The organism is Vibrio sp. 10N.222.52.C3, from assembly GCF_041474195.1.
GTDB classification, from domain to species: domain Bacteria; phylum Pseudomonadota; class Gammaproteobacteria; order Enterobacterales; family Vibrionaceae; genus Vibrio; species Vibrio crassostreae_C.
Genome location: NZ_JBFRTQ010000053.1, coordinates 23,633 through 38,995, shown reverse-complemented (window position 1 = coordinate 38,995; position 15,363 = coordinate 23,633). Strand labels below are relative to the sequence as shown.

Here is a 15,363-nt window from a genome sequence, read left to right as displayed (position 1 = left end):
TTACTTTAATTGGTATAAAGACACCGAGCCCCTGCACTTCATGCTATTCCGGCACATATCAGAAAGCCTAGTCTGACGACTAGGCTTTCGTCGTTTCCTGCGTATGTGTTTTGGGTTTTAGTAGTAGATCCTTATCGCTAGCTATGAAGTACTTCTCTATATATCGGGAGGTGCTGCTTGGGAATATAGGTGGTCACTTCTAACTCTTAAGCTAAATAGAGCAGAGCACTAATCTGATTGTTTTACTATGTGAAATTCTCTATCGCGTACGTACTTCGCCCTAAGGAGTGAGACTTTATTGCTTGAATACGTAAAGGGTAATTGTCGATTATGTTCGTATTGGTACTCGTTTAGCTGCTATCTAAACCATACCTGATACACGTATCTGGAACCCTGAGACTGACTAAGGAAAAGGTAGGATGCTTAACACTTCAAGCTATCACACTCACTATGCATAAATAGAGATGTTGATTCGAAAGACCATCAAACAAACCTAAATAGCTATCTCGTAGATACAAAAACGCCTAGCGTTTGCTAGGCGTTGATAAATAGTGTCTCTAATACATCGACTACAGTATTTGCTTAAGCACCCTATCGGCTTTCACACGAGTGATCTTACGAATCAACTTCTGAACTTCCATCGGGTAGCTCTCTACCTTGTCTAACTGCTTATAAGTACAGATAAGCTGAGTGTGTTGAAGGATGTTATCCACTTCAGCCTGAAACTTGTCTGTTAGGTGATGGTAGTTATCTTGGATAAAGATACCGTTCTCTAGATCCAACTTCCATGCGCGTGGATTTAGATTATTACCTGTTAGTAGCATGTAGCGCTTATCTACCCAAATGCCCTTTAGGTGGAAGCTATTGGAATCGTGTTGCCAAAGTCGAATTGATAGATTACGGCTAGCAATATGAGCTTCATTCGCTTTAGCGAAACGGCGTAAGTTCAGTTCGTAAAGGTATGGCAAACCACCAATCGTTTTAAACTCTTCTTCTGGTGAGATAAAGAAATCATTCGCTGTCTTATCACCAACAACAATGCTGACCTTTACGCCACGCTTAAGTGCTTTCTTCACTTCTTTAGCTAGGCTAGGTGGGAAGTTGAAGTAAGGTGTGCAGATGAAGATTTCATCTTTAGCTTGAGCGACGAGTTGGTTGATTCCCTGATTCAGACGGTTACGTCTTTTACCGATACCAACCAATGGTGTTACAGCCACTTGCTCTGCTGAAACCTCTTGCCCTTCGAATTGATACTGAGACCTTGCCAATGATGCTCGAAACTGACGAATCGCTGGTTTCAGTTCTTTGGTCGCAGGCTTGTTCTTATCAGCCAGGTCATAAACAGCGCTGTCCGCAACCATCTGTTCGTGTACGTAGGCAAACATTGAGTCAGCAAGAGCTGCATTGTTTAAAACATGGTAACGATCAAAGCGATAGCGGTCATGGTAATTCAGATAGATATTGTTAAGGCTTGCACCGCTGTATATCACGCTATCATCGACGATAAAGCCTTTTAAGTGCAATACGCCAAAAACTTCTTTGCCGCGAACGGGAATGCCATAGACAGGCACAGAATGTTGATATTTCTCTGCGAACTCTTTATACATGGCTGCATTGCCTTCAGAAGACTCTGCGCCAATCAATCCACGCTGCGCCCGGTGCCAATCGACACAAACGCTCACGTCTAATTCTGGATTCTTTTGCTTTGCTTCATATAAGGCAGTTAGGATCTCACGGCCAGCCTCATCATCTTCAAGATACAAAGCGACTAAACTAATACGAGTCGTTGCGCGAGATATTTCATCAAGTAGGCGAGTTCGAAACTCTTGCGCTGATAGTAGTACTTCAAACTTGTCAGGATTCTGCGCTATGGTTGGCAACTGTATGAATGGATTCCTACTGGCAATCATATTGACTGTTTTACCTTAAAAATATGCAAAATTGCGAACCTTTAATTTTACCAAAGGGATAGCACCAAATACTAGATAATCGAGGCATTCTCTAACAATTTTGCTGATAATGCATAGGAATGAGATCTTTTCCGCTATTCGAATAGCGCTCGTATAAAACTCTTAAACCATTTGGTAGATCTTTAGGGTCTACTTGTACGAATTTGTGTCGCGCGTAAAAATTGGTGAGATGAGCGTACGCAAAGCAGTAATCATCTTCCGTAAGCGTATGTTGCGCACAATAATCCATAAGCTGGGAGCCTAATTGCTGACCACGATGTTGTTTTGATATCGCCATACCGGTAAGTAAGCGATTATTTTCTATTGTACGAAAACGCACGACACCGCACAGTTCGTTATTCAGCAATAACGAATAGATCAGTTCACTCTTATTCGCTTTTCCCGTTGGGTAATGTTCTTTATAGAAACGTTTAACTAGGGGAACCTTTACTGGGTCTAATTGAGTAATGATGACATTGTTCATTCAGTCACTGCGCCATTGGTTTATCTGCTGTAGAATGACCGCAGTGTAAGTTAATTGAATATCGCCATGCAATTCCATCTCAATGCTAGTTTAAAAAATGTTCATACTTTTTCCATCGATCAGACGTGTGATGCGTTGGTTGAAGTCACCACTACCGAAGAACTTATTTCGCTTTACAAAGACCCTAAATGGTCAGCTTTGCCTAAGTTAATACTGGGTAAGGGCAGTAATATGCTTTTTACTGAGCACTTCGCTGGCCTGGTCATCGTGAATAAATTAGCCGGGATTGAGCTGGCCGAGACGGACAGTCATCACCTACTGCATGTGAGTGGTGGCGAGGATTGGCCAAGCTTGGTTGAGTGGAGTGTGGATAAAGGGCTGGGTGGTCTAGAAAACCTAGCAATGATACCCGGCTGTTCCGGCTCTGCTCCGATTCAGAATATTGGTGCGTATGGTGTTGAGCTACAAGACGTATGCGAGTATGTCGATATCCTGTGTCTGGATACTTATACAGTTAAGCGATTAAGCAAAGAAGAGTGTCTCTTTGGTTACCGAGATTCTATTTTCAAACACGCTCTCTACGATAAAGCGATTGTTGTTGCGATTGGTTTAACGTTGCCGAAAGAGTGGGAGCCATGCAATCACTATGGCCCATTAAAAAGCCTAGCAGCCGATACGCTCTCCCCTCGCACTATATTTGATGAAGTGTGTGCTATCCGTTCAAGTAAGCTGCCAGACCCTAGAGTACAAGGGAATGCGGGTAGCTTCTTCAAAAACCCTGTGATCACCAAAGATCATTTTGATCGCTTGTTAGCTCTATATCCAAATATGGTTGGTTATGAGAGTAATGACATGATCAAAGTTGCTGCTGGCTGGCTGATTGATCAATGCCAGTTCAAGGGTGTGACAGAAGGTGGCGCTCAGGTTCACCCCAACCAAGCATTGGTTATTATCAATTATGATGAGGCTTCTGCTGTGGATATCCTTAAGCTTGCAGAGCGAGTGCGCCAGTCCGTTTTGAATAAATTCGATATTCGATTGGAACATGAAGTGCGCTTTATGGGACGAGACTGCGAGACAAACTTGGATAAGGCTTTGGAGTCATTGGCATGAGAGAGCACAGTACCAAGCTTGCACTATTGAGATGTCTTGCTGACGGTGAGTTTCATTCAGGTGAAGACCTAGGTGAAATGATTGGCGTATCACGAGCGGCTATCAGTAAGCACATTAAAGGTATTCAAGAGTGGGGTTTAGATATCTACCGAGTACAAGGCAAGGGTTACAAACTAGCCAGTCGTTTGGATATGCTTGACCAAGACAAATTGTCTGCAGTTAGTCGCGATGCTTCTCTTGAACTCATTCCCATCATAGGTTCTACAAACCAACACCTATTAGAGCGCACTAACACCCTCGAATCGGGTTCTGTCTGTATTGCTGAATATCAAGCTGCGGGTCGTGGACGCCGTGGACGAGAGTGGGTATCACCATTTGGTGCAAACCTCTATCTTTCAATGTATTGGAGACTCGACGCGGGGATGGCTGCCGCAATGGGCTTAAGCCTTGTGGTTGGTGTAGCTGTTGTTGAAGCTTTGGAAGAGATGGGCGTAGAAGGTGTAAAGCTTAAATGGCCGAACGACCTTTACCACAATGACAAGAAGCTTGCAGGTATCTTGGTCGAGCTGTCAGGACAGTCTGGCGGCGCTGCGCATATTGTGATTGGTTTAGGGCTAAACCTATCCATGGTTCCAACAACATCAGGTATTGGCCAGCCATGGACTTCCCTTAAAGAAGTGTGTGATGGGAAGGTGCCAGACCGTAACCAGTTAGCGCAGGCTCTGATCAATGCTTGGGATAAGTCACTTGTCGACTACGAGTTGAAAGGAATGTCCAATTTTTTAGAGCGTTGGAACCGCTTGGATAATTTCTTAGGTCGCAATGTTAGATTGATCATTGGACCTAGAGAAATTGAAGGTGTTGTTCAAGGCATCGATGAACAAGGTGCTGTATTGCTCAAAACTGAGAATGGTGTCGAGAGCTATATTGGTGGCGAGATATCGCTAAGAAAAGGCGACTAAGGCGTTACTATTTTCTTAGTAACACTTCTTCAACCATATGATCTGCGCCTTTACGTAGAATCAGGTGAGCCCTTTCTCGTGTCGGAAGGATATTTTGTTCAAGGTTCAAGCCATTAATTGAACTCCAGATACCTTCTGCTTTGTCCAATGCGGCTTGGTTCGATAATTTAGTGTAATGACTAAAGTAAGAGCCAGGCTTAGTAAACGCGCCATCGCGGAATTTCATAAAGCGATTGACGTACCATTCTTTGATTTGTTGGCTATCAGCGTCAACATAGAGTGAGAAATCAAGGAAGTCTGAAATAAACACGCGATGTGGCTCGTGTGGATAATTCATTCCGGTTTGTAAAACATTAAGCCCTTCAATAATAAGCACATCTGGTAGGTCGACGCACTTAACGTCATCAGTAATATTGTACGTAAGATGCGAGTAAACAGGGGCTGTGACATTTCTCTTGCAAGCTTTTACATCCGAAACAAAGTTCACTAAACGCTTGATATCGTAAGATTCAGGAAAGCCCTTTTTGCTCATCAACCCTTTCTCTTCTAACACCTCGTTTGGATATAAAAAGCCATCGGTTGTCACTAGTTCAACTTTTGGGTGGTTTTCCCAGCGAGAGAGTAGGGCTTTAAGCAGACGCGCAGTAGTACTTTTGCCAACAGCTACGCTACCCGCAATACCGATGATAAAAGGTGGCGCTTTCTCTTTCTTATCTAGAAATTGGTGGAGTACCGAGTTTCTATTCTGTCTGGCTGCCACATAGAGGTTCAATAGACGAGATAACGGTAGATAGATCTCTACTGCCTCTTCCATTGTGAGCTTTTCATTGATGCCTTGAAGCTCTTTTAAGTCGCTCTCAGAAAGTGTCATCGGAACTAAATTCCTTAGCTCAGACCAACGTTCGCGGTCAAATGACATAAATGGGCTCATACAAAACTCTATAGTGGATAACAAAACAAGTGCATGGAAAATACATCAAGCGATAGATAAATAAAATATCTTCCTGTACTAGATGCGGGTTAAAGACGTAAACCTTGAGCTAAATAGCCGTATGTAGGAGTTTGGTCAGAGAATTTTGCACTTTTTTTCAATTTACTATTGCAAGGTGGAAAATCATTCAATAAAATGCGCCCCACTTGTGCCGACTTAGCTCAGTAGGTAGAGCAACTGACTTGTAATCAGTAGGTCACCAGTTCGATTCCGGTAGTCGGCACCACTTTCTCCCTTCCTATAAGGCAAGCGAGAGAAAGCTCAAAATTTGGAGAGGTTCCCGAGTGGCCAAAGGGAGCAGACTGTAAATCTGTTGGCACTGCCTTCGATGGTTCGAATCCGTCCCTCTCCACCATATTCTAAAGGTTAAATAGCTCAAACAGAGTTACGTGTTGCGTGCATCGTATAATGGCTATTACCTCAGCCTTCCAAGCTGATGATGCGGGTTCGATTCCCGCTGCACGCTCCAACTCATTTTGTGTGCTGATATAGCTCAGTCGGTAGAGCGCACCCTTGGTAAGGGTGAGGTCCCCAGTTCGACTCTGGGTATTAGCACCAGTCTAAAGCTTCTTCTCCTTTAATAAAGAAAACCATTTTTTTTGGTTGCGTGGTCTTATTTTAAGCCACCTAATCCGTACCTAGAGGGACACCCCATGTCTAAAGAAAAATTTGAACGTACGAAACCGCACGTAAACGTTGGTACTATCGGCCACGTTGACCACGGTAAAACAACTCTAACTGCTGCTATCTGTACTACTCTTGCAAAAGTATACGGCGGTGTTGCTAAAGATTTCGCATCTATCGATAACGCTCCAGAAGAGCGTGAGCGCGGTATCACAATCGCAACTTCTCACGTTGAGTACGACACTCCAGCACGTCACTACGCACACGTAGACTGTCCAGGACACGCGGATTATGTTAAAAACATGATCACTGGTGCTGCACAAATGGACGGCGGTATCCTAGTTGTTGCTGCGACTGACGGCCCTATGCCTCAAACTCGTGAGCACATCCTACTTGGTCGTCAAGTTGGTATCCCTTACATCATCGTATTCATGAACAAATGTGACATGGTAGATGACGAAGAGCTACTTGAGCTAGTTGAGATGGAAGTTCGTGAACTTCTTTCTGAATACGACTTCCCAGGTGATGACCTACCAGTTATCCAAGGTTCTGCACTTGGCGCACTAAACGGCGAGAAGCAGTGGGAAGACAAGATCGTTGAGCTTGCAGAAGCACTAGATTCTTACATTCCTGAGCCAGAGCGTGCAGTTGACCAACCGTTCCTACTACCAATTGAAGATGTATTCTCAATTCAAGGTCGTGGTACTGTTGTAACTGGTCGTATCGAGCGCGGTATCCTACGTGTAGGTGACGAAGTAGAAATCGTTGGTATCAAAGAGACTACTCTTACTACTTGTACTGGTGTTGAAATGTTCCGTAAACTGCTTGACGAAGGTCGTGCAGGCGAGAACGTTGGTGCACTTCTACGTGGTACTAAGCGTGATGACGTTGAACGTGGTCAAGTACTTTCTGCGAAAGGTTCTATCAACCCACACACTAAGTTTGAGTCTGAAGTATACGTACTTTCTAAAGACGAAGGCGGCCGTCACACTCCTTTCTTCAAAGGTTACCGTCCACAGTTCTACTTCCGTACAACTGACGTAACAGGCGACATCACTCTACCAGAAGGCGTAGAAATGGTAATGCCAGGTGACAACGTTCAAATGACTGTTGAGCTAATCGCTCCAATCGCAATGGACGAAGGTCTACGTTTCGCAATCCGCGAAGGTGGCCGTACAGTTGGTGCTGGTGTTGTAGCTAAAATCTTTGCATAAGATTTGACGAACCACTAGTAAAAAGGGCATCATTTGATGCCCTTTTTCTGCGCTAAAAAAAGAGTTGGATGTTTTGACATCGATTTTTGCTCTTAGCAAAGAATTAAACGGTCTTTTTGACTAAAATGACTGTTAGATGTGTTGTTTTGCAACGCAAAGGAATGTGCCCTGCAACAGCGGGGTTATTGTCGTCTATATTTAAGACTTATCACAGGTTGGTTTTATGAAAGCAAACGCTGAAACTCCTGATAGCTCAGGTGCAGCAGATACAATGAAGTGGATTGTCGCTTTTGTTCTGTTGGCTGCTGCTGTTGTGGGTAATTACCTGTATGGTGAATTGTCTGTTGTAATTCGCGCTGCAGGTGTAGTTGTGCTGATTGCTGCCGCACTAGGCGTTGCAGCAACAACAACTAAAGGTAAAGCTGCGATCGATTTTGCAAAAGAATCTCGTATGGAGATTCGTAAAGTTGTTTGGCCTACTCGCCAAGAAACTATGCAAACTACATTGATCGTTTTAGCTGTATGTATTGTTATGTCTCTAGTGCTTTGGGGAATTGACGGCATTATGGTCCGTCTAGTTTCTCTAGCAACTGGGGTGTAGAGGGTTCTGATTCATGAGTGAAGCTCCAAAAAAACGTTGGTATGTAGTTCAAGCCTTTTCTGGCTTTGAAGGTCGTGTTGCACAGTCGCTACGCGAGCATATTAAAATGCACAACATGGAAGAACTATTTGGCGATGTGCTAGTACCTACTGAAGAAGTAGTGGAAATGCGTGCAGGCCAACGCCGTAAAAGTGAACGTAAATTCTTCCCTGGCTACGTATTAGTTCAAATGATCATGAATGATGAATCATGGCACTTAGTACGCAGCATTCCGCGTGTTATGGGCTTCATTGGTGGTACCTCTGATCGTCCTGCACCAATCACTGATAAAGAAGCTGATGCTATCTTGAACCGTCTAGAGAAAGCGAGCGAGTCTCCACGTCCTAAGACAATGTTCGAAGCGGGTGAAGTGGTTCGTGTGAACGATGGTCCATTTGCTGACTTCAACGGTACTGTTGAAGAAGTAGATTACGAGAAAAGCCGCATTAAGGTATCTGTATCGATCTTTGGTCGTGCAACACCGGTTGAGCTTGAATTTGGTCAGGTTGAAAAACTGGACTAAAACTCTAAGTTTTGAACAAGCTGTGGATAAATACTTCATAAGTTGTTCAAAATAAAAGAGTATAAAAAATCACCTTTTTAGGGTTGTTAAAGGCGCGAATTATGATTATAATTTCGCGCCTTTTTGCTTCTGTGGAAGTGAAAAAGAGTTAATTGAATTTATGGGGAGCTCGCCTTGCGGCTAGCGCATGTACCCAAAATATTAGGAAATATCATGGCTAAGAAAGTTGAAGCTTATATCAAACTGCAAGTTGCAGCTGGTATGGCAAACCCAAGTCCACCGGTTGGTCCTGCTCTAGGTCAACACGGCGTGAACATCATGGAATTCTGTAAAGCGTTCAACGCAAAAACAGAATCTGTTGAGAAAGGTCTACCTACTCCAGTAGTTATTACTGTTTACAACGACCGTTCTTTCACGTTCGTAACTAAGACTCCACCTGCTGCTGTTCTTCTTAAGAAAGCTGCTGGCGTTAAGTCTGGTTCAGGTCGTCCAAACACTGAGAAAGTTGGTACTGTTACTGACGCTCAAGTTCAGGAAATCGCAGAAACTAAAGCTGCTGATATGACTGGTGCTGACATCGAAGCAATGAAACGTTCTATTGCTGGTACTGCTCGTTCAATGGGCCTAGTGGTAGAGGGATAAGATCATGGCTAAACTTACTAAGCGTATGCGCGTAATCCGCGACAAAGTTGACTCAACTAAAGAATACGAAATCAACGAAGCTGTTGCTCTTCTAAAAGAACTAGCGACTGCTAAATTCGTTGAGTCTGTAGACGTTGCTGTTAACCTAGGCATCGATGCTCGTAAATCTGACCAAAACGTTCGTGGCGCAACTGTGCTACCTCACGGTACTGGCCGTGACATCCGCGTTGCTGTTTTCACTCAAGGTGCAAACGCAGAAGCTGCTAAAGCTGCTGGCGCAGATATCGTTGGTATGGAAGATCTTGCTGAGCAAGTGAAAAAAGGCGAAATGAACTTCGACGTAGTTGTTGCTTCTCCAGATGCAATGCGTGTTGTTGGTCAACTAGGTACAATCCTAGGTCCACGCGGCCTTATGCCAAACCCTAAAGTTGGTACTGTAACTCCTAACGTTGCTGAAGCGGTTAAGAACGCTAAAGCTGGTCAGGTTCGTTACCGTAACGACAAGAACGGCATCATCCACACTACTATCGGTAAAGCATCTTTCGAAGCTAGCCAGCTTCAAGAGAACCTAGAAGCACTTCTAGTTGCTCTTAAGAAAGCTAAGCCTTCTTCAGCTAAGGGTACTTACCTGAAGAAAGTAAGCATCTCTACTACGATGGGTGCTGGTGTTGCTGTTGATCAAGCTAGTCTTGATACTCAAGCAAACTAATTTGCTTAGGCGCAGATTTAGTGTATACTTCTGCGCCTAATATTTGTGGTTGGGTGGTTTTAAAGCAATTTGAAATCATCTATCCCAAGACCGTAGGCGCTGTCGATTTTCATTAGATTATTGATAGCTTAATAAAACCTACGTAGGCGATGTTGTGGTTTGAAGTGGATTTATTCATTTTTAAATAACATCGTAAACGCTCAATACATTTTGTATTGGGTGCTGTAATCACAACCAGAGGTTAATCCAAATGGCTTTAAATCTTCAAGACAAAAAAGCAATTGTTGCTGAAGTCAACGAAGCTGCCAGTGGTGCACTTTCTGCAGTTGTAGCTGATTCTCGTGGCGTTGAAGTTGGCGCAATGACTTCTCTACGTAAACAAGCTCGCGAAGCGGGTGTTTACATGAAAGTTGTTCGTAACACACTAGCACGCCGTGCGGTTCAGGGTACAGACTACGAGTGTCTAGTAGACACTTTCACTGGTCCAACTCTGATCGCGTTCTCTAACGAGCACCCAGGTGCTGCAGCGCGTCTTTTCAAAGACTTCGCTAAAGAGAACAAAGATTTCGAGATCAAAGCTGCTGCATTTGAAGGCGCAGTTACTGATGCTGAAGTACTAGCGACACTACCAACTTACGACGAAGCTATCGCACGCCTAATGATGTGCATGAAAGAAGCTTCTGCTGGCAAGCTGGTTCGTACTATCGCTGCACTACGTGACCAAAAAGAAGAAGCAGCGGCTTAAGCCTTGCTTTTCACTGGTTGCAAATTAAACTTATTGTTGACTTAAAAGAGAATTGTTATGTCTATTACTAACGAGCAAATCCTAGACGCAGTTGCAGAAATGTCTGTAATGCAAGTTGTTGAGCTTATCGAAGCTATGGAAGAGAAATTCGGCGTTTCAGCTGCAGCTGCAGTTGTAGCTGGTGGCGCAGCTGGCGGCGACGCTGCTGCTGAGCAAACTGAATTCGACGTAATCCTAACTGCTGCTGGCGCTAACAAAGTACAAGTTATCAAAGCTGTACGTGGCGCAACTGGCCTAGGTCTTAAAGAAGCTAAAGGTCTTGTAGACTCAGCTCCTGCAGCGCTTAAAGAAGGCGTTGACAAAGCTGAAGCTGAAGCTCTTAAAGCACAGCTAGAAGAAGCTGGCGCTTCTGTTGAAATCAAGTAATTATTACTTAATTTCATAGCCGCAAGGCTAATGGCTGGTGGTTTATTAACCACCGGCCTTTTTGCGCTGTAGGGCTATGGCGAAATTTCCGCTGTTTAACCGTCATAATCCGAGCAAAAAAACAGTCATTTTTTCGAAATGATTGTTCACTACCACTAAACAGCTGTTTGTCACCACCCCCTCTGAAGAGTGTTTTGGGTGGTTTGGGTCACTTATCAGCGAGCTGAGGAACCCCATGGTTTACTCTTATACCGAGAAAAAGCGCATCCGTAAGGATTTTGGTACTCGTCCACAAGTTTTGGACATTCCATACCTGTTATCGATCCAGCTTGATTCTTTCGACAAATTCATCGAACAGGATCCAGAAGGTCAATACGGTCTTGAAGCTGCTTTCCGTTCTGTATTTCCAATTCAGAGCTACAACGGCAATTCTGAGCTGCAATACGTTAGCTACCGTCTTGGTGAGCCAGTTTTTGACGTTAAAGAATGTCAAATCCGCGGTGTTACTTACTCAAAGCCACTACGCGTAAAACTACGTCTAGTTATCTTTGATCGAGATGCACCAGCAGGTACTGTAAAAGACATTAAAGAACAAGAAGTCTACATGGGCGAAATTCCGCTTATGACAGACAATGGTACTTTCGTAATTAATGGTACCGAGAGGGTTATCGTATCCCAGCTGCACCGAAGCCCAGGCGTGTTCTTCGACAGTGATAAGGGTAAGACCCACTCATCAGGTAAAGTTCTTTATAACGCACGTGTAATTCCTTACCGTGGCTCATGGTTAGACTTTGAGTTCGATCCTAAGGATAACTTATTCGTACGTATCGACCGTCGTCGTAAGCTACCAGCATCGATTATTCTTCGTGCACTTGGTAAATCGACTGAAGAGATCCTTGATCTGTTCTTCGACAAAGTGAACTTCGAAGTGAAAGACCAAACTCTTCTTATGGAGTTGGTTCCTGATCGTCTACGTGGTGAAACTGCGTCATTCGACATCGAAGCAAACGGTAAAACTTACGTTGAGACTGGTCGTCGTGTTACTGCTCGCCATATCCGTCAACTTGAAAAAGATGGCGTTGAGCACATCGAAGTACCAGTAGAGTACATCGTTGGTAAAGTTGCATCTAAAGATTACATCAACGAAGCAACTGGCGAGATCATCGTTGGCGCGAACCAAGAGATTAGCCTAGAAGCTCTTGCTAACCTGTCTCAAGCAGGCCACAAGGCTCTACAAACTCTGTTCACGAATGACCTAGATCACGGTCCATTCATGTCAGACACTCTACGTGCAGATAGCACAGTAGATCGCATCTCTGCATTGGTAGAAATCTACCGCATGATGCGTCCTGGCGAGCCACCAACGAAAGAAGCTGCAGAGTCTCTATTCGAAAGCCTATTCTTCTCTGAAGAACGTTACGACCTATCAACTGTAGGCCGTATGAAGTTCAACAGCTCTATCGAGCGTGAAGAAGAAGAAGAGCGCGGTACTCTGGATGAATCAGACATCATCGAAGTGATGAAGAAACTGATTGGTATCCGTAACGGTATTGGTGAAGTGGACGATATCGACCACCTTGGCAACCGTCGTATCCGTTCTGTAGGTGAAATGGCAGAAAACCAATTCCGTGTTGGTCTAGTTCGTGTAGAACGTGCCGTTAAAGAGCGCCTAAGCCTTGGTGACCTTGATGCAATCATGCCTCAAGATCTTATCAACGCTAAGCCGATCTCTGCTGCAGTTAAAGAATTCTTTGGCTCTTCACAGCTTTCACAGTTCATGGACCAAAACAACCCATTGTCAGAAGTTACGCACAAACGTCGTATCTCTGCTTTAGGTCCTGGTGGTCTTACTCGTGAGCGCGCAGGCTTCGAAGTACGTGACGTTCACGTAACTCACTACGGTCGTCTATGTCCGATCGAAACGCCTGAAGGTCCAAACATCGGTCTAATTAACTCACTATCTGCGTTTGCACGTTGTAACGATTACGGTTTCCTAGAAACTCCGTACCGTCGTGTAGTAGATGGTGTAGTAACAGAAGAAGTTGATTACCTGTCTGCAATCCAGGAAGGTCAATTCGTAATCGCGCAAGCAAACACCATTCTTACTGAAGAAGGTACGTTTGCAGATGAGCTAATCACAGCTCGTCAAAAAGGTGAATCTGGTCTTCACCCACGCGATCACGTTGACTACATGGACGTTGCGACAAACCAAGTAGTATCTATCGCTGCTTCGCTTATCCCGTTCCTAGAACACGATGATGCGAACCGTGCATTGATGGGTGCCAACATGCAACGTCAAGCTGTACCAACACTTAAGGCTGATAAGCCTCTAGTAGGTACTGGTATCGAACGTAACATCGCAGTTGACTCTGGTGTTACAGCGGTTGCTAAACGTGGTGGTCAAGTTCAGTCTGTAGACGCTTCTCGTATCGTAGTTAAGGTTAACGAAGATGAATTGGTACCTGGCGAAGCTGGTATCGATATCTACAACCTAACTAAGTACACGCGTTCGAACCAAAACACATGTATTAACCAACGTCCAACTGTACTTCCTGGTGAACCAGTTGCACGTGGCGATGTTCTTGCTGATGGTCCTTCAACAGACCTTGGTGAACTAGCTCTTGGCCAAAACATGCGTATCGCATTCATGCCTTGGAACGGTTACAACTTCGAAGACTCGATCTTAGTATCTGAGCGCGTAGTTCAAGAAGACCGTTTCACGACAATCCACATCCAAGAACTATCTTGTGTGGCTCGTGATACTAAGCTGGGTTCTGAAGAGATCACAGCTGATATTCCAAACGTAGGTGAGTCTGCTCTGTCTAAACTAGACGAGTCAGGTATCGTTTACATTGGTGCTGAAGTTAAGGGTGGCGACATCCTAGTTGGTAAAGTAACCCCTAAAGGTGAAACTCAACTGACTCCTGAAGAGAAGCTACTACGTGCTATCTTCGGTGAGAAAGCATCTGATGTTAAAGATACTTCTCTACGTGTACCAAACTCTGTTTCGGGTACTATCATCGATGTACAAGTCTTCACTCGCGATGGCGTAGAGAAAGACAAGCGTGCACTTGAAATCGAACAGATGCAGCTTAAAGAAGCTAAGAAAGACCTAACTGAAGAGTTCCAAATTCTTGAGGGTGGCCTTCTTAACCGTGTTAAAGCTGTACTTCTGTCTGGTGGTTACTCTGAAGCTAAGCTTGATACTATCGGTCGTAAGCAATGGCTAGAGCAAGTTCTAGAAGACGATGCGCTACAAACACAGCTTGAGCAACTTGCTGAGCAGTGGGATGAGCTAAAAGCAGACTTCGATAAGAAGTTTGAAACTAAGCGTCGTAAAATCACTCAAGGTGATGATCTAGCGCCTGGCGTTCTTAAGATTGTTAAAGTTTACCTAGCGGTTAAACGTCGTATCCAGCCTGGTGATAAGATGGCCGGTCGTCACGGTAACAAAGGTGTAATCTCTAAGATTAACCCTGTTGAAGACATGCCATACGATGAGAAAGGTCAGCCTGTAGACATCGTACTTAACCCGCTGGGTGTACCATCGCGTATGAACATCGGTCAGATCCTAGAAGTTCACTTAGGTTTGGCTGCGAAAGGTATCGGTGACAAGATCAACCAAATGGTTAAGGAACAACAAGAACTGCATAAGTTCCGTGAGTTCCTACAGAAGGTTTACGATCTTGGTGATACTCGTCAGAAAGTTGATATTGCTGAACTGTCTGATGATCAAGTTCGTACACTGATCAAGAACCTACGTGGCGGTCTACCGATTGCTACTCCTGTGTTCGACGGTGCTTCTGAGTCTCTAATCAAAGAACTACTTAAACTGGGTGATCTGCCAGAATCTGGTCAGCTTAAACTGTTTGATGGTCGTACTGGTGATTCGTTTGAGCGTCCTGTAACTGTTGGTTACATGTACATGCTGAAACTGAACCACTTGGTTGATGACAAGATGCATGCTCGTTCAACTGGTTCTTACAGCCTAGTAACTCAGCAACCACTTGGTGGTAAAGCTCAGTTCGGTGGTCAGCGTTTCGGTGAGATGGAAGTATGGGCACTAGAAGCATACGGTGCTGCATATACTCTACAAGAAATGCTAACAGTTAAGTCAGATGACGTTAACGGCCGTACTAAGATGTATAAGAACATCGTAGACGGTAACCATAGCATGGAACCTGGTATGCCTGAGTCGTTCAACGTACTGTTGAAAGAGATTCGCTCGCTAGGTATCAACATCGAGCTAGAAGACGAAGAGTAATCCCTCCTTCTTTTTAAAAGAAGATAGGATTATTTGGTAAAAGGGAGCTTGCTACAGCAGTGAGCTCCTTTAACTCC

At 44.3% G+C, this 15,363-nt stretch carries 13 protein-coding genes and 4 tRNA genes; 14 read left to right on the top strand and 3 right to left on the bottom strand.

Going from position 1 to position 15,363, the window contains the following annotated elements:
• Positions 1-569: 569 nt before the first annotated feature.
• Positions 570-1,910, bottom strand: coding sequence for a CDP-diacylglycerol--serine O-phosphatidyltransferase (pssA, locus tag AB4517_RS10030; RefSeq protein WP_029235079.1), 1,341 nt, complete (start codon positions 1,908-1,910; stop codon positions 570-572).
• 91 nt (positions 1,911-2,001) lie between these two features.
• A complete protein-coding gene (locus tag AB4517_RS10025) occupies positions 2,002-2,433 on the bottom strand; it encodes a GNAT family N-acetyltransferase (protein WP_017059798.1) in 432 nt (143 codons plus the stop codon).
• 66 nt (positions 2,434-2,499) lie between these two features.
• Between AB4517_RS10025 and murB the strand changes: the two genes are divergently transcribed.
• A complete protein-coding gene (gene murB, locus AB4517_RS10020; RefSeq protein WP_017059799.1) occupies positions 2,500-3,546 on the top strand; it encodes a UDP-N-acetylmuramate dehydrogenase in 1,047 nt (348 codons plus the stop codon).
• Positions 3,543-4,508, top strand: coding sequence for a bifunctional biotin--[acetyl-CoA-carboxylase] ligase/biotin operon repressor BirA (gene birA / locus AB4517_RS10015; RefSeq protein WP_372148280.1), 966 nt, complete (start codon positions 3,543-3,545; stop codon positions 4,506-4,508). The genes murB and birA overlap by 4 nt, the downstream gene beginning before the upstream one ends.
• Before the next feature lie 7 nt (positions 4,509-4,515).
• On the opposite strand, the gene coaA is transcribed toward birA, so the two are convergent.
• Positions 4,516-5,439 (bottom strand): type I pantothenate kinase, encoded by a 924-nt coding sequence (gene coaA, locus AB4517_RS10010; protein ID WP_017066910.1) that lies wholly within the window; start codon positions 5,437-5,439, stop codon positions 4,516-4,518.
• A 210-nt stretch (positions 5,440-5,649) separates the two neighbouring features.
• On the opposite strand from coaA, the gene AB4517_RS10005 reads away from it, so the two are divergent.
• From AB4517_RS10005 to rpoB, 12 genes are all read left to right on the top strand, one after another.
• Positions 5,650-5,725: transfer RNA gene (locus tag AB4517_RS10005), tRNA-Thr, on the top strand.
• 44 nt (positions 5,726-5,769) lie between these two features.
• Positions 5,770-5,854 (top strand) — tRNA-Tyr (locus tag AB4517_RS10000).
• Between the two features lie 39 nt (positions 5,855-5,893).
• A tRNA-Gly gene (locus AB4517_RS09995) sits at positions 5,894-5,968 on the top strand.
• Between the two features lie 13 nt (positions 5,969-5,981).
• Positions 5,982-6,057: transfer RNA gene (locus AB4517_RS09990), tRNA-Thr, on the top strand.
• 95 nt (positions 6,058-6,152) lie between these two features.
• A complete protein-coding gene (gene tuf, locus AB4517_RS09985) occupies positions 6,153-7,337 on the top strand; it encodes an elongation factor Tu (protein WP_010435158.1) in 1,185 nt (394 codons plus the stop codon).
• A gap of 223 nt (positions 7,338-7,560) precedes the next feature.
• Positions 7,561-7,938 carry a preprotein translocase subunit SecE gene (gene secE / locus AB4517_RS09980; RefSeq protein WP_010435558.1) on the top strand — a complete coding sequence of 126 codons (378 nt, stop codon included), beginning with the start codon at positions 7,561-7,563 and terminating at the stop codon, positions 7,936-7,938.
• A 13-nt stretch (positions 7,939-7,951) separates the two neighbouring features.
• Complete coding sequence (gene nusG, locus AB4517_RS09975) at positions 7,952-8,500, top strand: transcription termination/antitermination protein NusG (protein WP_010435556.1); 549 nt, start codon at positions 7,952-7,954, stop codon at positions 8,498-8,500.
• Positions 8,501-8,713: 213 nt separating this feature from the next.
• Positions 8,714-9,142 carry a 50S ribosomal protein L11 gene (gene rplK / locus AB4517_RS09970; protein WP_010435555.1) on the top strand — a complete coding sequence of 143 codons (429 nt, stop codon included), beginning with the start codon at positions 8,714-8,716 and terminating at the stop codon, positions 9,140-9,142.
• 4 nt (positions 9,143-9,146) lie between these two features.
• Positions 9,147-9,851, top strand: a complete 705-nt coding sequence (gene rplA / locus AB4517_RS09965; RefSeq protein ID WP_017068866.1) for a 50S ribosomal protein L1 — start codon at positions 9,147-9,149, stop codon at positions 9,849-9,851.
• A gap of 250 nt (positions 9,852-10,101) precedes the next feature.
• The gene (gene rplJ / locus AB4517_RS09960; RefSeq protein WP_017060524.1) at positions 10,102-10,596 is read left to right on the top strand and encodes a 50S ribosomal protein L10; all 495 of its coding nucleotides are present in this window, start codon (positions 10,102-10,104) and stop codon (positions 10,594-10,596) included.
• A 57-nt stretch (positions 10,597-10,653) separates the two neighbouring features.
• Positions 10,654-11,022 (top strand): 50S ribosomal protein L7/L12, encoded by a 369-nt coding sequence (gene rplL, locus AB4517_RS09955; protein WP_017060525.1) that lies wholly within the window; start codon positions 10,654-10,656, stop codon positions 11,020-11,022.
• Between the two features lie 235 nt (positions 11,023-11,257).
• A complete protein-coding gene (gene rpoB, locus AB4517_RS09950) occupies positions 11,258-15,286 on the top strand; it encodes a DNA-directed RNA polymerase subunit beta (protein WP_017060526.1) in 4,029 nt (1,342 codons plus the stop codon).
• Positions 15,287-15,363: the final 77 nt, after the last annotated feature.